Below are 20,863 nucleotides of genomic sequence, written 5' to 3'. Positions count from 1 at the left end.
GATCAGGGTGGGGTATGAACAAAAAACGCGTGGCTTTGGTCACCGGCTCAACGAGTGGCATTGGCCTGTCGATTGCCAGCAAGTTCGCGGCGATGGGCTACGATGTGGCCATCAACAGCTTTGAGCCGGAAGCAGAAATACACGCGGCGCTGCAAACTCTGGAGCATAGCGGTGCCCAGGTGCGTTACTTCCAGTCCGATCTGGCGGCCAGCGGCGGCGGTTACGATCTGGTCGGCGACGTTGTCGACGCTTACGGGAAGCTTGACGTTCTGGTCAACAATGCCGGCATCCAGAAAGTTGCTCCGATTGAGGATTTTCCCCCACAGGACTGGCACCGCATCGTCGCCGTCAGTCTCGACTCTGCCTTTCACACCATTCGCGCGGCCCTGCCTGGCATGAGCGAGCGCGGCTGGGGGCGCATCATCAATATTGCCTCTGCCCATGGCCTGCGGGCCTCTCCGTTCAAATCGGCCTATGTAGCCACCAAGCACGCCGTTGTGGGATTGACCAAGACCGTCGCTCTGGAAACCGCAGAGAGAGGCATCACCGTTAATGCGATCTGCCCCGGCTATGTCTGGACGCCGCTGGTCGCTGCCCAGGTCGCTGATCAGGCCAAGGCGCATGGCATGACCCAGGAACAGGTGATGCGCGAGATCTTTCTGGCCCCGCAACCGTCGCGCCAGTTCGTGCAACCCGAGGAGATCGCCGAGATGGCCGCCTATCTTTGCAGTGACTTGGCTCGTTCCATCACCGGGGCAACCATTTCAATCGATGGGGGCTGGACCGCCAAATGAGCGCAGCACTTGACCCGGCGACCGTGTCACCACCCAAGAGCGACATTATCCTGTCAGCGCGCGGTCTGACCAAGCGCTTTTCAGGATTTGTCGCCGTCCACGAGGTTGATATCGACGTCGAGCGAGGCACTATTCACGCGCTGATCGGCCCCAATGGCGCGGGCAAGACGACGTTTTTCAACCTGCTGACCAAGTTTCTGCTGCCCAGTGCCGGTACCATCACGCTGAATGACCGCGACATCACCCGCCTCTCGGCTGCTGACATCGCGCGCCGCGGGCTTGTCCGCTCATTCCAGATTTCAGCAGTGTTTCCGCAATTGAGTGTGCTGGAGAACGTCCGGATCGCGCTGCAGCGCCGGCGAGGTGACAGCTTTGATTTCTGGCGCCCGCAACACGTATTGGCGGCCTTCGATGAAGAGGCCACCGCCCGCATCGATGAGGTCGGTCTGTCGGTCTATCTGCACGAGCCGGCAGGCGAACTCAGCTATGGCCGCAAGCGGGCGCTGGAGATCGCCACCACGCTGGCACTGGAGCCTGAAATGCTGCTGCTGGACGAACCCATGGCCGGCATGGCGCAAGAGGATGTGACCCGTATTTCGGCGCTGATCCGCAAGATCTCCGCCAACCGCACCATTCTGATGGTGGAGCACAATCTGTCGGTGGTTGCCGATCTGTCAGACCGGATCACCGTGCTGGCCCGCGGCCAGGTGCTGGCTGAAGGCAGTTATGCCGACGTGTCGCAGAACGAACGCGTCATCGAAGCCTATATCGGAGCTGGCAATGAGTGAGGCCACCAAAACCAGCGCCGAACAGTTGCTGGCTGTGCGCGATCTCCAGGGATGGTACGATGAAAGCCACGTTCTGCACGGCATCAATTTTGATGTAAAGCGCGGTGAAGTCGTTACCCTGCTCGGCCGCAACGGCGCGGGCAAGACCACCACGCTGCGCGCCATCATGGGTATATTGGGTAAACGGCAGGGCTCGGTGCTGTTTGAGGGGCGCGAACTGATCGTCCTGCAACCCCGCGACATCGCCCGGCAGGGCATGGCTTTTTGCCCCGAAGAGCGCGGCATATTTGCCAGTCTGTCGGTGGACGAAAACCTGATGCTTCCGCCCGAGGTCAAGCCTGGTGGGCTGAGCCGCGAAGCTGTGCTCGACATGTTCCCCAATCTGCGCGAGCGACTGCGCAGCCAGGGCACCAAGCTTTCTGGTGGCGAACAGCAAATGCTGGCCATTGGCCGCATCCTGCGCACCGGCGCCAAGTTTCTCCTGCTGGACGAACCCACCGAGGGCCTCGCCCCGGTGATCGTGCAGCAGATCGGTCGCACCCTGATCCACCTCAAGCAACAGGGCTTCACCATCATCCTGGTGGAACAGAATTTCCGATTCGCGGCTTCGGTCGCGGATCGGCACTACGTGGTCGAACAGGGGCGGGTGATCGACACCATTCCCAATGCCGACCTCACCGCCAATATCGACAAGCTGCACGCCTATCTGGGTGTGTAGCACCAAGCCGCAAGGCACATCTCGGAGGAGAACCGACCCATGAAACTACCAACACTTATCGTGGCCTCAGTGGCCAGCCTGCTGATGGCAGGTACCGCCATGGCAACCGACATCAAGATCGGTGTTCTCAATGACCGTTCCGGCGTTTATGCGGACTTGTCCGGTGAAGGCTCGGTGCTTGCCGCCCGCATGGCCGTCGAGGATTTCGACGCCGCTGCCAAGGGCATCAATGTCGAGATCATCTCGGCTGATCATCAGAACAAACCCGACATCGCCTCCACCATTGCGCGGCAGTGGTACGATCAGGACGGCGTCGACATGATCGCCGACGTCCCGACTTCGTCGGCCGCCTTCGCTGTGGCCGACGTCACCCGCGACAAGAACAAGATTTTTATGAATTCTGGGGCCGGCTCGGCGGATCTAACCGGCGCGCAGTGCTCGCCCAATACCGTGCACTGGACCTATGACACCTGGGCGCTAGCGCATGGTACCGGCACCGCCATGGTGCAGGAAGGCTTCACGAAGTGGTTCTTCATCACTGCGGACTACGCTTTCGGCCAGGCGCTTGAAGCAGATACCTCTGCTGTGGTCGAGGCCGCTGGTGGTGAAGTGCTCGGTGCGGTGCGCCATCCCTTCCCCGGCGCTGACTTCTCGTCCTATCTACTGCAGGCCCAGGCATCTGGCGCGCAGGTGATTGGTCTGGCCAATGCCGGTGGTGACACCGTCAACACCATCAAGCAGGCCGCCGAATTCGGCATTACCCAGGCCGGCCAGGCGCTTGCCGGGCTGCTGATCTTCATCACCGACGTACATGCGCTCGGTCTTGAGACCGCACAGGGTCTGGTGCTCACCGAAGCCTTCTACTGGGACATCAATGACGAGACGCGCGCCTGGTCGGAACGCTTTGCGGCCGAACATGGCGGCAGCATGCCCACCATGGTCCACGCCGGCGTCTATGCCAGTGTGCTGCATTACCTCAAGGCGGTTGAAGCCACTGGCGGCAAGGAGACCGAAGCCCTGATGGAATCAATGAAGACAACTCCGAGCGAGGACCCGCTGTTTGGCAAGGGCGTGGTGCGTCCCGACGGCCGCCACATCCACGACATGTACCTGTTCCAGGTGAAGTCGCCGGCCGAATCCAAGGGTCCATGGGACTATTACAGCCTGCTTGCCTCCATTCCTGCCAAGGACGCCTTCCGTCCGCTGGCTGATGGCGGTTGTGAACTGGTAAAATAGTCTGATCCGGGCGCTCCGGCCATGCCGGGGCGCCCTCCTTTTCCAAAACGAAGAGAAACCGGAAACATCCATGTTTGAGCTTTTGGGGATACCGCCACAGGCGCTGTTCGGCCAGTTGCTGTTGGGACTGATCAACGGGTCGTTCTACGCGCTGTTGAGCCTGGGGCTCGCCGTCATCTTCGGGTTGCTCAACATCATCAATTTCAGCCACGGCGCACAGTACATGATGGGCGCCTTTGTCGCCTGGATGCTGATGACCTACGCTGGCATCAATTACTGGTGGGCGCTGTTGCTGGTGCCGATCATTGTGGGGACGACGGGCGTGGTCATCGAGCGGGTAATGATCGCCCGACTCTATCATCTCGATCACCTCTATGGCCTATTGTTGACCTTTGGGTTGGCGTTGATAATTCAAGGCCTGTTCCGCAACCAGTATGGCGTTTCGGGCCTACCCTATTCCATTCCCGGCGAACTGTCCGGCGGCACCAATCTGGGCTTCATGTTCCTGCCAAATTACCGTGCCTGGGTGGTGGTTGCTTCTGCCATTGTCTGCTTCGGCACCTGGTTTGCCATCGAAAGAACCCGGTTAGGCGCCTATCTGCGTGCCGCTACCGAAAACCCGGTTCTGGTCGGCGCCTTCGGTATCAATGTGCCGCGCATGATTACCCTGACCTATGGCTTCGGCGTTGGCCTGGCTGCACTGGCTGGCGTGCTGGCCGCGCCGATCTATTCGGTAAATCCCAATATGGGTGCCGACCTGATCATCGTGGTGTTCGCTGTGGTGGTGATTGGCGGCATGGGCTCAATCCTGGGCGCCATCCTGACCGGCTTTGGTCTGGGCATCGTCGAAGGCCTGACCCGCGTATTCTATCCTGAAGCTTCGTCGGTGGTGATCTTCGTCATCATGGCCTTGGTCCTGCTGGTCAAACCGGCCGGCCTGTTTGGAAGGACCGCGTGATGACTACGCCATCGGAAACCGAGATCATTGCGCCTGTAGCGGCACGGCATGTGGGCACACCACGCCACCACATCGCGATCTTTGCCGGCTTGCTGGTACTGCTGCTGATCGCCCCCTTTGTGCTTTACCCCGTCTTCGTGATGAAGGTTCTGTGCTTTGCGCTGTTCGCCAGTGCGCTCAACTTGTTGCTGGGTTTTGGTGGGCTGCTCTCGTTCGGTCACGCGGCGTTTTTCGGCTCAGCCAGCTATGTGGCGGCCCATGCGGCCAAGGTCTGGGGCCTCAATCCAGAGATTGCCATTCTGCTCGGCGTCTTCACCGCAGCGTTGCTGGGGTTGGCCATTGGCGCCTTGGCCATCAAGCGCCAGGGCATCTACTTTGCCATGGTGACGCTGGCCTTTGCCCAAATGGTCTATTTTCTTGCCGTCCAGGCACCCTTTACCGGCGGCGAAGACGGCATCCAGGCAGTTCCACGCGGTCGGCTGTTCGGGCTGATTGATCTGAGCTCTGATTTCACCCTGTATTTCGTCGTGCTGGCCATCGTCTTTGGCGGTATCCTGGGCATCTACCGCATCATCCACTCACCCTTCGGGCAGGTACTTAAAGCCATTCGCGACAATGAACCCCGCTCCATTTCGCTGGGCTACAAGGTCGAGCGCTACAAGCTGGCAGTGTTCGTCATGTCCGCCTCGCTGGCTGGCCTGGCGGGGGCCACCAAGGCCATCGTGTTCCAGCTCTCCTCCCTCACCGACGTGTACTGGTCCATGTCGGGCGAAGTGGTGCTGATGACCCTTCTGGGCGGCATGGGCACGGTGTTCGGTCCCTTGGTCGGTGCCGCGGTCATTGTCACCATGGAAAGCTACCTGGCCGGTTTTGGCGCATGGGTGACGGTCATCCAGGGCGTGATCTTTGTCGCCAGCGTCATGCTCTTCCGCGAGGGCATTGTCGGGGTGATTGCCAAGTGGCTGAAGAAGCCACTCTGATCACGGGTCGAAGCGGCCCCCAAGCGCAAAGCTAACCCGTCCGCATTGATATCCGAACAAGCGGCGCAGCAGGATAAGTGGATTTTGTGCCTGACGGCGGCAGTATGGCCGCGAACAGGAGCGACCATGACTAGATCACCTCGCCGCAAGCATACGGGCGCCCCAACTCGATCTGCTACAGGCACGATTGGTCGGCGCAAACGAGGAGACGGCTTCAGTAAATATGCGTCAGATGAGGTATTCGGCTTGAGCCCATATTGCGGATTGTGGCCGAGGTGCTGCGCTTCGGGCTGATGAGAACGTAGTCTATTCTGAACTGCCACATGCATCAGGAAAGGAAGCCCAGCATGAAGTAACATGCCGGATTGGATGTCTCGGTGAAAGAGACGTTGGTATGTATTTTGGATGAGCTGGGTAAGGTCCGTCGGGAGCTGAAGGTCCCGAGCCATCCCGAAGATCTGGTGGAGGTATTGCAGGATCCAGCCTGGTCGTTGGAACGGATTGGCCTTGAAGCCAGCCCGTTGTAGCAATGGTTGTTCAGCGGGCTGGCGGAAGCCGGATTGCCGGTGATCTGCATCGAGACGCGTCATGCCAAAGCGTTCCTCAAGGCGCAGGTGAGCAAGACCGATCGCAATGATGCACGCGGCATCGCACAGATGATGCGGGACAATCTGTTCCGGCCGGTGCACGCCAAGACGCTGACCAGTCAGAAGCGCCAGATGCTGCTGACGGCCCGCAAGCTGCTGCAGGAAAAGGCCATTGCGATCGAGAACGACATCCGCGGGCTACTGCGCAATTTCGCACTAAGGGTAGGCATCATCGGGACTATTAGTTTTGATGCCCGCATCCAGGATCTCGTCGATGGTTTAGCGTACCTCGCCGCTATCATCGAGCCTCTGCTGGCCGCCCGGCAAAAGCTCCGCGAGCCTTCACGGCGCTGCATCGCCAACTGCTTATAGTGGTCCGCGATGACGCGATGATGCGATCACTGCTCTACCAAGCCGACCACGTTATGCTGACGCGGGTGCAGAAATGGTCCTGGCTGAAAACCTGGGCCATGAACGTAGCCAAGCGGCGCGGCCCACAGAAGGCCGTCGTCGCGCTGGCGCGCAGATTGTCGGTGATCATGCATCGGATATGGAGCGAGTTCCGCTGGACCAGGCAGTATACGCCGATGACCGCCCAATGCTCCCCATCGCCTAGGCCCGTCAGAGAGGCCAAGAGTTCCGCCAGCCGGTGGAGAGGCGTCCTTCGCGGGACGATGGATAGGTAAGTTCGCTTAGGCTCTTGTGCCGTTCGCATTCCTGCGATCAGCACGCGTCAGATTGGGCCGCCTCATTCCCACTGGTCCCATCCTGAGAGGGCCAAGATGGCGATCCCGAAGAGAAGCATGAACCCGCGAAAGACCCAAACCCCGCGAATGCGGATTAGCAAGCCAGAATGCGCTTGACCAAAACACGCCGAATAGAGAAGCGCCAGTTCTTAATAACAGCTTCCGACCTCCGAGGATCAGATATTGTGCCAATCAGCATTTCCCCTTCTGTTTCAAGCAATCAGAGTTTCAGCAGCTTACGGGCATTATCGCTGCAAATGGCAAGCCGCTCGGTATCAGTGAGTGGCGCCACCTCTATCCAGGCCCCTGCATCCTCGGCTCGCTCAAATGGATAGTCCACTGCGAACAGGATCTGCTGAACGCCCATTGCATCAATGGCGCATCGCAGCGGTGCATCTGAGCATACCCCGGCGGTCGTGGCATAGATGTTGTCCCGGAAGTACTCCGATGGCTTGCGCGCCAGCCGCCGCTCGCCCCGGTTGGAGATTTCCCAGCGACTATCAAAGCGCCAGAGCTGGTAAGGTAAGGTCTCCCCCATATGGCCTAGGATCAGCCGCGCTCCCGGGTAACGGTCGAATACGCCTCCGAACAGAATACGCAGGGCATGATTGCCCGTTTCGACCGTCCAGGACCATACCGGTCCGAACATTTCGGGGTGGCCGTGATACATATAGGGGACATCGGCGGGATTGCTGGGGTGGATATAGATTGGCGCCCCCAGATCGGCGGCCCGCTCCCAGAAGACCGAAAAACGATCATCATCGAGATAGGCACCATTGGTTTGACCATTGATCATGGCGCCAACCATGCCCAGTTCACCCACGCAGCGCTCAAGCTCGTTGGCCGCCGCCGCGGGATCCTGCATCGCCAGATGGGCAAAACCGGAGTAACGGTGGGGTCGCCGGGTAATGTGCTGGGCCAGAAAGTCATTGCACTGACGTGCCATTCGAATGGCTACTGCCGTACTACGCTCGGCCTGAACCCCCGGACCCGACAGCGAAAGAACGGCCTTTTCAACTCCGATTCGATCCATGTTTTCTAGACGTCGGTCACCGAAATCGCGCAAGGAACTGAGCGCATTGCCAAAGAGCTCAGCGCTGATGTTGATGGCGGTTGTATTGAAGTAAACTTCAAAGCCTGGAGCCATGAAATGTTCTTCGAGGGCGATTTTTGGTGTCATGAGCCTAGGCGCAGTGCGCACTCCCTATTGGCGATTGGGGAAAGTTTGATAGGCGCTGGCGCCCGATCAATACAGCAGATCTGGCAACCACAACACCAGTTGCGGCATGGCAAACAGCAGGACCAGCAGCAGTACAGGGGCCACCAGAAAAGGTATGATGCCGCGGTATAGCTGACCAATGGCGACATCGCGCGCCTGTGCCTGGATGATGAAGAGGTTCATTCCGACGGGCGGAGTGATCAGCCCCAGTTCAACGACCACCACGACAACAACCCCAAACCAGACCGGGTCGTAGCCATAGCCAATGACGATGGGCAGAAAGACCGGAACCGTGATCAACACCATCCCTATGCCTTCAAGGAAACATCCCATCACCAAATAGACTAGAATGATGGTCAGCATTACTGCCCAAGGGGCCATGCCCGCGGCGGTCGCAGCGTTCAGCAGCAGATCCGGGAGTCGGGTCTGGACAATGAACTGGGCAAAGATGGTTGCCCCGATAATGATCATGAACAGCACACATGACGTGATCACCGAGGCGCGCACCGCCTCGAATAGTCCCAACAGGGTCAGCCGGCGCGACAGGAAGCCCAGTACAATGGCACCAAAGGCGCCGATTGCTGCCGCCTCGTTGGGACTGAACACGCCCGCATAAATACCACCAATGGTGACGGTAAACAGCACGATGAACTGCCACGGCCCGCGTAAGGCTGACAGGCGTTCGATAAAGCTTGCCGCGCTGTCAATGGGCACCTTGCCTGGTGTGCGCGCAGCAATCACCAGGGCCGTGACCGCATAGAGAAGCAACAAGACTATACCCGGGATCATCGACGCTGCGAACAGGCGCGGCACCGACTGTTCGGCGATCGATCCATAGATGACCAAGATAATAGAAGGCGGAATGAGAATTCCCAGAGTCCCGCCAGCCGCCACCGACGCGGCAGAGAATCCGTCTTCATAGCCGGCCTCGCGCATTTCAGGCAGCGCAATCCGCGTCATAGTAGCTGCAGTCGCTACGGAAGATCCGCAAATAGCACCGAAGGCGCCTGACGCCGCTATAGTTGCTACTGACAGGCCTCCACGCACGCCGGACAACACCACGCGCGCCGATTTAAAAAGTTCACTGGATAGACGCGAGCTTGTTGCGACCTCACCCATCAGCACAAATAAGGGGATGACCGACAGACCGTAGCTCGACGCAGTATCAAAGGTGCCGGTACCTGCCACGAAGGCTGCAACATTGATGTTGGACATCACGACATTGCCAGTAATCCCGCACGCAGCCAAGGCCAGCCACACAGGTTGGCGCAACGCCAGCATGCCGAACATGATCAGGATCATGACCAGACCGAGAATGGGCGTACTCATTCAAAACCACTCCCATCGCCATGAACCGGAGACGAGCCGGGGTCCCAGGGCACGAACATTACGCGCAGCGAGGCCAGCATGGCACCCGACAGACCGAGCAATGCCATTACCCAGATCGTCCAGACGGGCAAATTGAGTTCAAGCGACCGATCGCCGTAGGCATAAGCGCTTTTGGCAGGACCAATCATCGCCCAGAAAATGAAGCCGAGCACCACCCCACCGCCAATACCCGCGATCACTGAAAGGCCGCGTGCCACACTGGCGGGCACGAAGCTGTCGACCAGATCGATCACGATTTCAGCACGGTCGGCGATAACCCGTGCAAACCCGAAGCTCACCATGATGACGAGCAGTATCCCCACCATGTCGTATGAACCGCGGATTGGGGCGTTGAATACGTACCGCATGAACACGTCCGCGACCACCACCAGCATCATGGCAAACAGGGCGAGCATGGCGATGGCGAGTTCGATGGCGAACAGGACGTCTAGAAGGCGACCCAATCGGTACCTGGATGACATGAAGAGGGCGTTCCTGAAGCGGGAGGGGGTCTGGCGGGCAATGCCCGGCCGCCGGCATGCCAGCGGCCAGGCCTGTCCCTATTTGGTGTAGGCCTCGATGAAGGCCTTGCCCGGCTTGCCGCTCGCATCCACCGCTGCAACAGCGCTGGTCACGATGGGTGAAACCTTCTCTTCAACTTGAGCGAACTGGGCATCCGATAGGGTAACAATGTCGACCCCGCCATCAAGCATGTACTGTCGACCTTCGGCTTCGCCAGCGTCCCACATCTCGCCGAAGGCCTGCGCGCGATCCGGCCCCGTCGTCTGGTCAATCAGAGCCTGCAGCTCGGGGCTGAAATTGTCATAGACTTGCTGGTTGAGTACGACTGCGAAGGTCGCCGATGCCAGACCTGGCTCCATGGAATAGTCGATCACCGGCGCCAGATCGAACGACTTGGTCGCCTCAAAGGGGAAGCTCGCGCCATCGATGATGCCTTTGGACAGCGCATCCGCTGTTTCGCCTGGCTGCACTGGCAACGGCGAAGCGCCCAATGCCTCAAAAATCTGCTGCCAGACAGTGCCAGCATAGCGCATGCGGCTACCTGAGAGGCTGGCGATATCACTCGGATCGAGCAATTTGGTGTGTATCTTGAGAGCGGGCGTCACGCCCATCCAGAGAATTTTGGTGCCTGCGTGTTCTTCCGCGAGGTACTCAGGCGCCAGTTCAGTCAGCCGACGCGAGGTTATGGCGCTGGTCTGGCCGGCGCTTGGATAGGACAGGGGCAGCCCGGCGAGTTCAGACATGGGAAACCGCCCGGGCGTGGCACCGTGCAGCACGATGGCAATATCCACCGCACCTTGCTGCACCAGCTCAAACTGGCGGGGTGCAGGGCCAAGCTGACCAGCGGGGAATATCTCGAGGTTTACTTCGCCATTGGTCGCCTGGTCCAACTCTTCTGACCACTGCTCAAGCATTTTCTGAAAGGTATGGTTCGGCGGCAGGTAGCTGGAGACCCTCAGCGATTCGGCAAGCGAAGGGGTGATGGATGCGGCGCCCAGCGCAAGCCCAATGGCTAGACTAGCGAAAGTTCGTTGAAGCATAGATTCCTCCTGAGGCATCGGCGGGCTCGCGACTGAAGCTCCTCAACTTCAGTTCGCCCGCTTCGCGATACATGTGTACCGTATGGCAGTCGTTTTTCGATGTCAATTCACCAACGCGCTTGAACGCGATTACCGAGTCCCAAACCCATCAAGCGCACAAAGCAGAGACAGCGCTCAGCTGCCGCCTCTGCGGTGAGCCGTCAGGGGTGAGCAATGACCTCAAGCTTTTCTATTGTGACCAATGTCTGAAGCAGCGCCTTGGAAAGTGCCTCATGATGGAGGGCAAAGCGCGCGCTCGGTGTAGGGATGGAGATGGCATAGACTTCGCCCTGCAGGTCTGAGAAGGCTACGCCGACGGCGGAGATACCCAGATTGTGCTCGTCGCGGTCGAAGGCGACATGGCTCTTTCGTATCTGCAGTATCTCGGCCATGAACCGCTCAACAAAGCTAGGGTCGGAGGCATGGTTGGGCTGCTCGCTCTCCAGCAATTTGAGTAGTTTTTCCTCACTCATAGTGGCTAGGCAAGCCTTGCCATTGGCGGTACCGAACAGGGGAAAGGACTCCCCGACCGCAGACACTGTGCGCAGGCGATGAATGCCGGGGATCTGATCCAGGAAGATCAGCCGCTTGCCGCGTAGAACGGCCAGGTCCACGGTTTCGCCAGTCGTCCGCGCCAGTTCTACCAGATAGGGCCGCAGAATTTCACCGATATCAAACCGTGCGGAATCCGCCAGGGCGGCCAGTTCAGGCCCAAGTCGGATGCCCCGGCCCGGGGCTGCCGCAATAACCAAGCTTTCGGCATGCAGTGCCCCCACGATGCGTTGTACGGTTGAGCGCGGCAACCCGACTCGCTCGGCGATCTGGCCAAGACTGAGACCATCAGACTCATTCTTGAGACTGCGTAAAATGGCGGCGGCCCGTGCAATCACCTGCACGCCGGACCCGTTTTCTTCAGGCTTTGGCACGATCGAACAGCTCCCTTGCTCGCGTAACGCCGCCTTATAGCCCAGTATGGCCTGACGACAACGCATCACTTACGCGGACGCTAGAATTGCGTGCGATCAGCTCCTTTGAGATCAAGCATTTCGCGCGCTTCACCGGGGGTAGCGACTTCGGCGCCGAGTTCTTCAACGATGCGACGGATTTTGGCCACCTGTTCGGCATTGGATTGTGCCAGCTGCCCGCGCCGGATGAACAGACTATCCTCCAGCCCAACGCGCACATTGCCGCCCATCTGGGCCGCGCTGGTCGCCAGCGGCATCTGTGCGCCGCCTGCCCCAAGCACGGACCACTGGTAGTCGTCGCCGAACAGGCGGTCTGCAGTACGTTTCATGAACACCAGATTGTCGAGATCGGGGCCGATACCACCGAGAATACCCAGCACGAACTGGATAAAGATTGGCGCTTTGAACAGGCCGACGTCCATGCAGAATTTCAGATTGTACAAGTGGCCGACGTCATAGCACTCGTGCTCGAACTTGATGTTGTGGGGTGCCAGGGTCTCGGACACCGTTTGAATGTCCCGGAAGGTGTTGCGGAAGATGTAGGTGTCGGAGTTAGCGACATAGTCCTTCTCCCAGTCAAACTTCCAGTCGTCATATTTGCCGACTAGCGGATGGAACGAGAAGTTCATAGAGCCCATGTTGAGCGAGCACATCTCAGGGGAAAAGGTCTGCGCTGGCAGGATGCGGTCCTGGATGGTGGTCTTCAGGCTGCCGCCGGTGGAGATATTGACCACCGCATTGGTCGCCTGCTTGATGATCGGCAGGAACTGCTGGAAGTGGGCAGGATCGAGCGACACCGCTCCTGTCTCCGGGTGGCGGGCATGCAGATGCAGAATGGACGCCCCAGCCTCCGCCGCGTCGATCGCCTGGCGGGCAATGTCCTCGCTGCGATAGGGCAGCGCCTCAGACATCGTCGGGGTATGGATCGCGCCCGTCACGGCACAGCTGATGATTGTCTTGTTGCGTTTCTTGGCCAATTTAGATGTCCTTTTTGCTCTGGCTGTCGATGGCCCGGGGTGTCAGGGGAAACAGCTCAATTCGATAGTGGCTGCGCACAAAGCCCCACAGGCCCTGTGGCGCGCGCAGCATCACGACGATGGCCACCAACCCCAGGATCAACTGATAGCTGGGACCGAGATCAGCGAGCGTCTCGCGCAGGAGAAAGAAGACAATGGTGCCGATGATCGGTCCTTCCAGCGTGCCAATGCCACCAATGACCACGATGAAGATGACGAATGCCGTCCAGTCGTTGACGCTGAATGCGGCATCTGGGGAAATGCGCAGCTTCTGCAGGAAGATCGCCGCGCCCACCATGGCGGTCAGCGTCGAGGCACCAACATAGATGATGAATTTGCTGCGCCAGATGTCGATGCCCAGCGACCGCGCTGCCAGTTCATTGTCACGAATGGCCTTGAGCGCCGGCCCCTGTCGCGACCGCAGCAGCAGAAAGATTGCGGCCAGCACGAGGACGGCAATGCCCAGAGAGCCCCAGTAGATAATCGCTTCGCGGCCATCACGGCCATCGCCAATGGCGGTCACGATACCGGCAGGCAGGCTGGTGCCGGAGCCGCCACCGAGCGCCGATACCTGGGCAAAGGAAAGCCGGAATGTCTCAGCGACGACCCAGGTGCCGATCGCGAAATAGGCGCCGCTGAGCCGGAATATCAGCACGGCCACCAGCATGGACGCGACCCCGCCGATCAGGCCGGCCAACGGAATGGCCACCAACGGATTGATGCCGCCAAACATCGCCAGGGCAAATAGCATATAGCCACCGAGGCCGACATAGGCATGCTGGCCGACCGATACCAGTCCGGCGTAGCCCGCCAGAATATTCCACAGGCAGGCCAGAGCCAGGTAGAGATAGATCTCCGACAACAGCCGCATATCGGCACGACCGGCCCAATACGGCGCAGCAAGCAGAGCCAGTAGCAGGAGCAGGCCCACCAGCCCAGCGATCCATGCGGCCCGCGACGATTGGACAATGCTAATTTCGGAGGCACGGATCATTGCTCAATCCTCGGAAAGAGGCCCCGCGGGCGAATGGCCAGCACGACGAGAAATACGATATGGCCTGCCAGCACTTGCCAGCCGGGGTTGATCTGCGCGCCAATGGCCTGGGCAACGCCAAGAATAACCCCGCCCGCCAGTGTGCCCCAAAGATTGCCCAATCCACCGATGATCACCGCCTCAAAGCCAAAGATCAGTCGACCCGATCCGATCGTGGGATCAAAACTGGTCCGGATACCGAGGAAAACGCCGGCAATACCGACCACGGCCAGCGACAGCGCCATGGCCAGGCCAAAGATATGCGCCTTGTTCAACCCCATAAGTTGAGCAACGTCCTGATTGTCAGAAACCGCGCGGAAAGCGCGCCCCAGGGCGGATCTATAGAACACCCATTGCAGACCCGCGATGACCGCTACGGCGACCGCGAACATGAGAATCGGCAGCACACCCAGGGTAAGATTGGGCGCAATGGTCAGGCTCGCCACTTCAATGGGACCTGCGCTAAGCTTCTGCGGATCGGCCGTATACAGGACCAGCAAGCCATTCTGGATGATGATGGAGAGTCCGAACGTCACCAGCAAAGGTGGCAGGATATCATCGCCCAGGGTCTGATTGAGCACCATCCGTTGCAACCCATAGCCCAGACCAGCCATGACCGGAATGACGATCAGCAGCGCCAGGAACGGGTTTAACCCCAGCGTTGTGGCAATAGTCAGCGCGATATAGGCGGCCAGGACGATCAGATCGCCATGCGCAATATTGACCAGCCGCATGACGCCAAAAATAAGCGAAAGCCCGGCGGCAAAAAGCGCGTACAGGCCGCCCAGTAGAATTCCTTGAATGACTGCATTGACCCATTCCATGGCTAGACTCCGAAATAGGCTTTGCTGATTGCATCGCGGCTGACGTCGCCCGATGCACCTTCGAGCGACACGCGCCCTTCCTGCAGACAGTAGACGCGGTCGGACACCGAAACGGCGCGGGCCACGTCCTGCTCAACAATGATGGCGCTCATCTCGCCGCCCACCAGCGCCGGCAATTGTTCGTAGATGGCATTGATGATGATGGGCGCCAGACCCAGACTGATCTCGTCAAACAAGAGAAGTTCGGGATTGGACATCAGCGCCCGTCCAATGGCGACCATCTGCTGCTGTCCGCCCGAGAGCGCGGTAGCGGGTGTCAGACGCCGCTCCTTGAGCACCGGGAACATCGTATAGATCTTTTCCAGCGTCCACGGGCCCTTGCGACTGGCCTGCGCACCAATCACCAGGTTTTCTTCAACCGATAGCGAGCGAAACAATTGCCGCCCTTCCGGCACCATGGCGATGCCGGACTTGGCAATCATGTCAGGACGCAGTCCGATGATGGGCATCCCGCCAAACTCAGCGCGCGTCGCCTGGCGTTTCACCAGGCCACAAATGGCGCGCATCAGCGTGGTCTTGCCTGCCCCATTCGCCCCGATGATGGCGATGACCTCGCCCTCGTTGACCGTCAGATCAATCCCGAATAGCGCCTGGAAATCGCCATAGCTGGCAGACAGGCCTTCAATGGACAATAATGGCTCATGCATCGACAGCCATCCCTAGATAGATTTCGCGGACCTTTGCGTTATCCATCGTTTCACGCGGATCGCCCTGGGCAACCAGACGCCCGAAATCAATGACAATGAGCCGATCAACCACTGAGAGCAGCGCATGGACAATGTGCTCGATCCAGATGATGCTGATCCCGGTCTTGCGGATTTGCTGAATCGTCTCGACAAGCTGGGCGCATTCGTGGTCGGTCAGTCCGCCAGCGATCTCGTCCAGCAGCAGTAGGCGTGGCCGGGTGCACAGTGAGCGGGCAAGTTCGAGGCGCTTGCGCTCCAGCAGGGTCAAGCTGCCCGCCAGCACGTTGGCCTTGGGCAATAGTCCCGTCTGATCCAGCACCAGCAGCGCCTGTTCCTGCGCCTGCGCACCATGCAAACCGCCGCCCTGGGTGGCCGCAACCAAAAGATTTTCGAGCACGCTCATGGCGCCGAATGGTTGGGGAACCTGAAATGAACGAGAGATACCGCGCCGACAGCGCTGTTGTGCTGACAGCCGTGTTACCATCTCGCCATCAAATCTGACTTCGCCCCGGTCGGGCTGCATGGTGCCGGTAATAAGATTGAACATGGACGTCTTGCCAGCGCCATTGGGACCAATCACCCCAACTGCTTCGCCTTGAGCAACCGCATAGGTCAGTTCATCGGCTACCGTTATCGGGCCGAAGGATTTGGACAAGCCAGTGAGTTCCAATAGGGGCGGCACATATATCTCCATCGACCCCCGTGGCAGAAACTGCCACGGGCCAGTACTTAGATCTGGATCAACCCAGCAGCATGAGTTCACCGGTGACCGGGATGTCCGGCGCCGTGGCATTGGAGGTGACGACAAGGGTAAATTTGCCGGCAGCGTCCTGCTGCCACTGGCCAGCGACGAGTGGTGTCTTGCTGACGTTGGCAACTGGTCCCGTTGACCAGTCGACGGGACCAACCATGCTCGGCATGCGCGTCTGGCGGATGGCTTCCAGGATGGAGTCAGTGTCATCAAGGTCAGCAGCGCGGGTGAGGACATTGTTCACCACTTCAAACAGGGCATGCTTGAAGCCAATCGGCTGCGTCCAGGGACGGCCGGTTGCGGCGGTGTAACCCTCGGCGAGTTCGCGAGCCGACTGTCCGGTCAGGCTTGAGCCAAAGGGATGGTCAGGCGTCCACCAGATTTCCGACGTCAGCCCATTGCCGCGACTGCCCAGTGACTCAATGGCGGAGGGGAACAGCAAGGCCTTGCCGATCGAAACGATTTTGGGTTTGAAGCCCTGCTGCGCGGACTGCGCCCAGAAGGTGCCGAAATCAGGTGGGATCATGTTGCCGGTAACAATCTCGCAACCCGCATCGCGGAATGCCGAAATGTGTGAGGAGAAATCATCTGACAGCGGTTGATAGCGACCAAGATCGACCAGGTCAAAGCCATTGGCCTCGAGCGCGGGAGGAAAGCCCAGTTCGGGATCGCCCCAGGCATTGCCATCGGCATCATTGGGGAACAGGCCACCGACAACCTTGGCGACGCCCTGCTGGCTCCATAGATCAAGAAACGCAGCGATCACATCCTCAAGGCCCCAGAAGAAGTGGTAGGTATATTTGAACGGTTGGGTCGGATTACCGTTGCGACCAAAGAAATAGGGCTGCCAGGGGCAATCGGTGGTGATGCAGGGGACTTCGTTGATCTCAGCCTGATCGGCCACGGGATTGGTGGTGTCAGGGGTCGAAGCGGCAACGATGATGTCGACTTCATCGCCCAGAATGAGGTCCGCGGCCACTTCAGCGGCGCGGTTGGGATTGGACTGGGAGTCGCGTGAGATGATTTCCACCTCGAAGCGTCGCCCATTATTCTCGATGCCGCCGGCAAATGCCGCGCGGATCCCTTCGAGAACATAGTCATCGGCTTCGGCGAAACCGGCCAGCGGCCCAGTGCGCGGCGATACGTGTCCGATCTTGATTGTCGGGCTCTGCGCATAGGCGCGGGTGTGGTGCAGCAACGCCGGCATCGCCAGTGCAGCAGCACCGGTCTTGAGCATCGCCCGGCGTGTAAGCGCGGTCGATTTTGGTTTTGGCATGTAGTTCACGATATCCTCCCAGATAATTGAAAAGCGTCACAGTCGTTAGTGCTTGAGAAGCCCCTCGAGGCGCTTGAGGTGTTGGGCCACCCCCGCCCGTGTCTCGGCCCTTTCTTCTTCGGTCCAGCTGCGAAAACCCTGACCGGACTTCATCCCAAGCCTGCCATCAGCAACCAGTTGGCGAAGATAAGGGGACGGGCCTCGTCGACTCTCGAGGTCGAACAAGACGTTTTCGTGGATGTCCAGGGTCAGGTCGGTACCGATCAGATCAGCATTTTCCAACGGGCCCAATACCGCCAACCGCCGGCCAAAACTGGACTTGACGACCATGTCCACTGCTTCCGCGGAACAGATGCCGCGCTCGACCAGGCTGATCGCCTCGCGCCACAGGGCATGCTGCAACCGATTGCCGATAAAGCCCGGCACGTCCTTTTCGACGCGCACTGGCGACTTGCCGATGTTCGTCAAGATCGCCTCGGTACGATCCATGACGGCATCGTCAACCCACTCGGTCCGGATAATCTCGACCAGGGGAATCATATGGCCGGGATTCCACCAATGGGTTCCCACCACCCGCGAGCGATCCGTGACTGCTTCAGCGATCCTGCTGATCGAGATTACCGAGGTGTTGGACGCCAGAATGCTGTCGGCGGGCGCGTGCCTTTCCAGTGCGGCGAAAATGGTCCACTTGACCTCGAGCTTTTCTGGCCCCGCTTCCGTCACATAGCCAGCGTCCACCACGGCCCCTGCCAAGCTGTCGCTGGTAGTGATCCGCTCCAGGACCGTCTCGATGTCGGACGTGGAATGACCGATATCGCTGAGGCTGGTGCGAACCCGCAACTTCAGGCTAGCCAGACTTTCGGGCGCCGGATCGTGCACTTTGACGCTGTGCCCGGCGCGGGCAAAACTCAGCGCAATGGCATGGCCCATCAAACCAGCACCGATGACACCAATATTGGTTTTTTCAGTCATGGCTCAGCCCGCCGTATAACCACCGTCGGCATAAAGAATATGCCCGGTATAGAAGTCCGATGCCTTGGAGGTCAGAAACAGCAAGGGGCCCGCCAGATCCTCGGGCTCGCCCAGGCGACCCTTCGGGACCCGGGTCAGGAAGCCGTCACGAACCTTTTTGGCCTCTTCCGTGTCGGCAAACATCCAGGCGGTCAACGGTGACCGGAAGACCGTGGGGGCAATGGCGTTGACGGTGATTCCGGTTGGCCCCAATTCGCAACCTAGCGCTCTGGTCATGCCGTCAACGGCCGCCTTTGAGGCACAATAGGCCGTATAACCAGCAGGATGGCCCAGCAGACCACGTGCCGAAGAAACCAGAACGATCTTGCCTTCCTGCTGGGTTTTCATCTGCACCGTTGCCGCACGCGCCATTAGCCAGCTTTGGGTGACATTGGCATCAATGATGGCGTTGAAATCAGCCGGCGCCATCTCGTCAATCTTGGCCACCTTGTTCATGCCTGAGGCAACGACGAGGATATCGAGGCTGCCGAACCCGTCCACGGCCTGCTGCACAATATCGGCGCAGGCGGCTTCGTCGTCGGGACGACGGTTGATGGTCGTGACCGCAGCGCCGAGTTCCAGGCATTCCTTCTTGATCTCGGCCAGGGCCGTCTTGTTGCCGGCAGCAAGCACCAATTTGCAGCCAGCGGCCGCCAATGTGCGGGCAGCGACTGCGCCAAAGGCCCCTGAGGCGCCAGTGATCAGCGCAACCTTATCGCGCACATCAAACATGGACTGCGGATCAAACGGCGTCATGACTTGTGCCCCGCTGGATAAGGAATGACGACGAGCATTGTGCACACGTCATTGCGCTGATTGACCAGTTCACGGATTTCATTGGGGGCGATGGTGCATGAATCGTGTTTTACCAGCACCGTCTCGACCCCGTCCACAATCACCGTCATCTCCCCATCGAGCACGACATAGATCTTCTCGAACGGCGTCGAGTCCGGCCCAGCGCCGCCACCGGGCAGAAACTGGGACAACCCGACCCACTGATTTTCCGGACCACCTGGCTCAAACCCCTGCAGCCGCAACCCAACCACCCCACGGTGGTTGGGCGCATCATAAGGCTGAGCCTGACTGAAGCGTTTTAGGTGCATCAGAAGCTCTCCCCGGCCTCGATGCGATAGGCCTGACCTTTGTCCATCATGGCAACCAGACGGATGATGCAACCGTCACCGCGGTCCCAGTTCCACGGAAAAAACGCGAAGGTGCAGCGCTTGCCGGTGACCGCATCGAGGTCGCCGCCAACGTTTTCAATGCCCAGAATACCGTTGCTGAACAGGATGTTGTGGACGGGCTCCCACGTCGGAAAATCGTCCTTCCAATCGCGGCCGCCCGACCATTCCTTGTACTCTTCGGCCAGATGAGGCAGCAGAGGACCATTGCGCTGCGGACCGATGGCGGTCGCCAGCGGATGGTCATTGGCTTGGGTATCATGGCCGACCACCTTGATGCCCTTTTTGACCATCCACTCACCAGCCGATGGCACAAAGCCGGGGCAATAGGCAAAGTAGTCGCCATCTTCGTACTTCTTGTGCCAACCCGTATTGATGATCAGCACGTCACCCTTGCGGACGGCATGGCCGCAGGCCTTTTCTAGGTCTTCGCCAGTGATGGGCTCCCATTTTTTCTTGGGAATGGACACCACAAGGCCGGAACCAAAAAAGTGCGGCAGTGGCACTTCGTCGATGAAGGGCGTACCCTGAACCACGTGGGCGGGCGCATCAATATGGGTGGTGGCATGCATGGTGGTGGTGATGCGCTGGCTGAGCACACCGGACTTGGCCATGTAATGCATCCGCTCAATCTTCACGTCCTCAAAATAGGGCCAGTTCGGATGCTGGAAACCGAAGCGATGGCTGAGGTTGTAGAATTCGAGCCCCATGCTGTTGTCGAGATTGGCTTCAAATTCGATGCCGCGAATAGTCACGCTCATGGGCGTCCTCCTCTGGTAACTGTGCCCACCTAGTGGGTCGCTATGTCCGCATTACGGTACATGTGCACCGCATCATGGTCAATATGGAAATCCGGCACCTGCATGGAAGTCGTCTGATGGGTAAGCCTCCGGCGGGGACCGCCTTGCTATGATGGTGCTTGGCGCTGATGCTGCGCTCATAAGGACGCACATAAGAGCGCAGCATAATGCACATGACGGTTCTTTCGGGCTCGGAGCGTCGACGTCGCTGGAGCCCGGCGGAGCGTGAAGAGCTCGTGCTGGCGTCGTTCGTGCCAGGTGCGGT

The 20,863-nt window shown here is 59.3% G+C and carries 21 protein-coding genes and 1 pseudogene; 7 read left to right on the top strand and 15 right to left on the bottom strand.

Going from position 1 to position 20,863, the window contains the following annotated elements:
* Nucleotides 1-14 precede the first annotated feature (14 nt).
* From Q8O80_RS09440 to Q8O80_RS09410, 7 genes and pseudogenes are all read left to right on the top strand, one after another.
* A complete protein-coding gene (locus Q8O80_RS09440) occupies nt 15-794 on the top strand; it encodes a 3-hydroxybutyrate dehydrogenase (RefSeq protein WP_305579211.1) in 780 nt (259 codons plus the stop codon).
* Nucleotides 791-1,582: an ABC transporter ATP-binding protein gene (locus Q8O80_RS09435; protein ID WP_305579210.1), complete on the top strand. Its 792-nt coding sequence runs from the start codon at nt 791-793 to the stop codon at nt 1,580-1,582. The genes Q8O80_RS09440 and Q8O80_RS09435 overlap by 4 nt, the downstream gene beginning before the upstream one ends.
* On the top strand, nt 1,575-2,300 hold the full coding sequence (locus Q8O80_RS09430) for an ABC transporter ATP-binding protein (RefSeq protein WP_305579209.1): 726 nt from the start codon (nt 1,575-1,577) through the stop codon (nt 2,298-2,300). The genes Q8O80_RS09435 and Q8O80_RS09430 overlap by 8 nt, the downstream gene beginning before the upstream one ends.
* Nucleotides 2,301-2,339: 39 nt before the next feature.
* Nucleotides 2,340-3,536, top strand: a complete 1,197-nt coding sequence (locus Q8O80_RS09425; protein ID WP_305579208.1) for an ABC transporter substrate-binding protein — start codon at nt 2,340-2,342, stop codon at nt 3,534-3,536.
* Between the two features lie 70 nt (nt 3,537-3,606).
* The gene (locus Q8O80_RS09420; protein WP_305579207.1) at nt 3,607-4,494 is read left to right on the top strand and encodes a branched-chain amino acid ABC transporter permease; all 888 of its coding nucleotides are present in this window, start codon (nt 3,607-3,609) and stop codon (nt 4,492-4,494) included.
* The gene (locus Q8O80_RS09415) at nt 4,494-5,474 is read left to right on the top strand and encodes a branched-chain amino acid ABC transporter permease (protein ID WP_305579206.1); all 981 of its coding nucleotides are present in this window, start codon (nt 4,494-4,496) and stop codon (nt 5,472-5,474) included. The genes Q8O80_RS09420 and Q8O80_RS09415 overlap by 1 nt, the downstream gene beginning before the upstream one ends.
* A 365-nt stretch (nt 5,475-5,839) precedes the next feature.
* Nucleotides 5,840-6,645: pseudogene (locus tag Q8O80_RS09410) on the top strand (transposase); the annotation flags it as partial.
* A gap of 382 nt (nt 6,646-7,027) precedes the next feature.
* On the opposite strand, the gene Q8O80_RS09405 reads toward Q8O80_RS09410, so the two are convergent.
* The 15 genes from Q8O80_RS09405 to Q8O80_RS09335 all read right to left on the bottom strand — a co-directional run bounded on the left by Q8O80_RS09405 (nt 7,028) and on the right by Q8O80_RS09335 (nt 20,559).
* Complete coding sequence (locus tag Q8O80_RS09405) at nt 7,028-7,987, bottom strand: amidohydrolase family protein (RefSeq protein WP_305579205.1); 960 nt, start codon at nt 7,985-7,987, stop codon at nt 7,028-7,030.
* 66 nt (nt 7,988-8,053) lie between these two features.
* A complete protein-coding gene (locus tag Q8O80_RS09400; protein WP_305579204.1) occupies nt 8,054-9,355 on the bottom strand; it encodes a TRAP transporter large permease in 1,302 nt (433 codons plus the stop codon).
* A complete protein-coding gene (locus Q8O80_RS09395) occupies nt 9,352-9,876 on the bottom strand; it encodes a TRAP transporter small permease (RefSeq protein WP_305579203.1) in 525 nt (174 codons plus the stop codon). The genes Q8O80_RS09400 and Q8O80_RS09395 overlap by 4 nt, the downstream gene beginning before the upstream one ends.
* 78 nt (nt 9,877-9,954) lie before the next feature.
* Nucleotides 9,955-10,956: a TRAP transporter substrate-binding protein gene (locus tag Q8O80_RS09390; RefSeq protein WP_305579202.1), complete on the bottom strand. Its 1,002-nt coding sequence runs from the start codon at nt 10,954-10,956 to the stop codon at nt 9,955-9,957.
* Nucleotides 10,957-11,156: 200 nt separating this feature from the next.
* On the bottom strand, nt 11,157-11,921 hold the full coding sequence (locus tag Q8O80_RS09385) for an IclR family transcriptional regulator (RefSeq protein WP_305579201.1): 765 nt from the start codon (nt 11,919-11,921) through the stop codon (nt 11,157-11,159).
* 80 nt (nt 11,922-12,001) lie between these two features.
* Entirely contained in the window at nt 12,002-12,937 is a 936-nt protein-coding gene (locus Q8O80_RS09380) for a 3-keto-5-aminohexanoate cleavage protein (protein WP_305579200.1), read from the bottom strand.
* Between the two features lies 1 nt (nt 12,938).
* Nucleotides 12,939-13,970, bottom strand: coding sequence for a branched-chain amino acid ABC transporter permease (locus Q8O80_RS09375; protein ID WP_305579199.1), 1,032 nt, complete (start codon nt 13,968-13,970; stop codon nt 12,939-12,941).
* Nucleotides 13,967-14,833 (bottom strand): branched-chain amino acid ABC transporter permease, encoded by an 867-nt coding sequence (locus Q8O80_RS09370; protein ID WP_305579198.1) that lies wholly within the window; start codon nt 14,831-14,833, stop codon nt 13,967-13,969. The genes Q8O80_RS09375 and Q8O80_RS09370 overlap by 4 nt, the downstream gene beginning before the upstream one ends.
* A gap of 2 nt (nt 14,834-14,835) precedes the next feature.
* Nucleotides 14,836-15,540, bottom strand: coding sequence for an ABC transporter ATP-binding protein (locus Q8O80_RS09365; RefSeq protein ID WP_305579197.1), 705 nt, complete (start codon nt 15,538-15,540; stop codon nt 14,836-14,838).
* Nucleotides 15,533-16,273, bottom strand: a complete 741-nt coding sequence (locus Q8O80_RS09360) for an ABC transporter ATP-binding protein (RefSeq protein ID WP_305579196.1) — start codon at nt 16,271-16,273, stop codon at nt 15,533-15,535. The genes Q8O80_RS09365 and Q8O80_RS09360 overlap by 8 nt, the downstream gene beginning before the upstream one ends.
* Nucleotides 16,274-16,319: 46 nt before the next feature.
* Nucleotides 16,320-17,606: an ABC transporter substrate-binding protein gene (locus Q8O80_RS09355; RefSeq protein WP_305579237.1), complete on the bottom strand. Its 1,287-nt coding sequence runs from the start codon at nt 17,604-17,606 to the stop codon at nt 16,320-16,322.
* Between the two features lie 45 nt (nt 17,607-17,651).
* Complete coding sequence (locus Q8O80_RS09350; RefSeq protein WP_305579195.1) at nt 17,652-18,578, bottom strand: 3-hydroxyacyl-CoA dehydrogenase family protein; 927 nt, start codon at nt 18,576-18,578, stop codon at nt 17,652-17,654.
* Nucleotides 18,579-18,581: 3 nt separating this feature from the next.
* A complete protein-coding gene (locus Q8O80_RS09345; RefSeq protein WP_305579194.1) occupies nt 18,582-19,373 on the bottom strand; it encodes an SDR family NAD(P)-dependent oxidoreductase in 792 nt (263 codons plus the stop codon).
* Nucleotides 19,370-19,720, bottom strand: a complete 351-nt coding sequence (locus Q8O80_RS09340) for a cupin domain-containing protein (protein ID WP_305579193.1) — start codon at nt 19,718-19,720, stop codon at nt 19,370-19,372. Before Q8O80_RS09340 ends, Q8O80_RS09345 begins: the two co-directional genes overlap by 4 nt.
* Entirely contained in the window at nt 19,720-20,559 is an 840-nt protein-coding gene (locus Q8O80_RS09335) for a cyclase family protein (RefSeq protein WP_305579192.1), read from the bottom strand. Before Q8O80_RS09335 ends, Q8O80_RS09340 begins: the two co-directional genes overlap by 1 nt.
* Nucleotides 20,560-20,863 lie beyond the last annotated feature (304 nt).

The organism is Devosia sp. (genome assembly GCF_030689745.1).
In the GTDB taxonomy this organism is placed as follows: domain Bacteria; phylum Pseudomonadota; class Alphaproteobacteria; order Rhizobiales; family Devosiaceae; genus Devosia; species Devosia alba.
The sequence above is the reverse complement of the archived record's forward strand: the minus strand, read 5'-3'. Positions and strand labels throughout refer to the sequence as shown.

What these genes read in the sequence shown, in the direction of transcription:
- Q8O80_RS09440 (WP_305579211.1), top strand. Translation starts at nt 15, where the DNA reads ATGAACAAAAAACGCGTGGCTTTGGTCACCGGCTCAACGAGTGGCATT.
- Q8O80_RS09435 (WP_305579210.1), top strand. Translation starts at nt 791, where the DNA reads ATGAGCGCAGCACTTGACCCGGCGACCGTGTCACCACCCAAGAGCGAC.
- Q8O80_RS09430 (WP_305579209.1), top strand. Translation starts at nt 1,575, where the DNA reads ATGAGTGAGGCCACCAAAACCAGCGCCGAACAGTTGCTGGCTGTGCGC.
- Q8O80_RS09425 (WP_305579208.1), top strand. Translation starts at nt 2,340, where the DNA reads ATGAAACTACCAACACTTATCGTGGCCTCAGTGGCCAGCCTGCTGATG.
- Q8O80_RS09420 (WP_305579207.1), top strand. Translation starts at nt 3,607, where the DNA reads ATGTTTGAGCTTTTGGGGATACCGCCACAGGCGCTGTTCGGCCAGTTG.
- Q8O80_RS09415 (WP_305579206.1), top strand. Translation starts at nt 4,494, where the DNA reads ATGACTACGCCATCGGAAACCGAGATCATTGCGCCTGTAGCGGCACGG.
- Q8O80_RS09405 (WP_305579205.1), bottom strand. Translation starts at nt 7,987, where the DNA reads ATGACACCAAAAATCGCCCTCGAAGAACATTTCATGGCTCCAGGCTTT.
- Q8O80_RS09400 (WP_305579204.1), bottom strand. Translation starts at nt 9,355, where the DNA reads ATGAGTACGCCCATTCTCGGTCTGGTCATGATCCTGATCATGTTCGGC.
- Q8O80_RS09395 (WP_305579203.1), bottom strand. Translation starts at nt 9,876, where the DNA reads ATGTCATCCAGGTACCGATTGGGTCGCCTTCTAGACGTCCTGTTCGCC.
- Q8O80_RS09390 (WP_305579202.1), bottom strand. Translation starts at nt 10,956, where the DNA reads ATGCTTCAACGAACTTTCGCTAGTCTAGCCATTGGGCTTGCGCTGGGC.
- Q8O80_RS09375 (WP_305579199.1), bottom strand. Translation starts at nt 13,970, where the DNA reads ATGATCCGTGCCTCCGAAATTAGCATTGTCCAATCGTCGCGGGCCGCA.
- Q8O80_RS09370 (WP_305579198.1), bottom strand. Translation starts at nt 14,833, where the DNA reads ATGGAATGGGTCAATGCAGTCATTCAAGGAATTCTACTGGGCGGCCTG.
- Q8O80_RS09365 (WP_305579197.1), bottom strand. Translation starts at nt 15,540, where the DNA reads ATGCATGAGCCATTATTGTCCATTGAAGGCCTGTCTGCCAGCTATGGC.
- Q8O80_RS09360 (WP_305579196.1), bottom strand. Translation starts at nt 16,273, where the DNA reads ATGGAGATATATGTGCCGCCCCTATTGGAACTCACTGGCTTGTCCAAA.
- Q8O80_RS09355 (WP_305579237.1), bottom strand. Translation starts at nt 17,606, where the DNA reads ATGCCAAAACCAAAATCGACCGCGCTTACACGCCGGGCGATGCTCAAG.
- Q8O80_RS09350 (WP_305579195.1), bottom strand. Translation starts at nt 18,578, where the DNA reads ATGACTGAAAAAACCAATATTGGTGTCATCGGTGCTGGTTTGATGGGC.
- Q8O80_RS09345 (WP_305579194.1), bottom strand. Translation starts at nt 19,373, where the DNA reads ATGACGCCGTTTGATCCGCAGTCCATGTTTGATGTGCGCGATAAGGTT.
- Q8O80_RS09340 (WP_305579193.1), bottom strand. Translation starts at nt 19,720, where the DNA reads ATGCACCTAAAACGCTTCAGTCAGGCTCAGCCTTATGATGCGCCCAAC.
- Q8O80_RS09335 (WP_305579192.1), bottom strand. Translation starts at nt 20,559, where the DNA reads ATGAGCGTGACTATTCGCGGCATCGAATTTGAAGCCAATCTCGACAAC.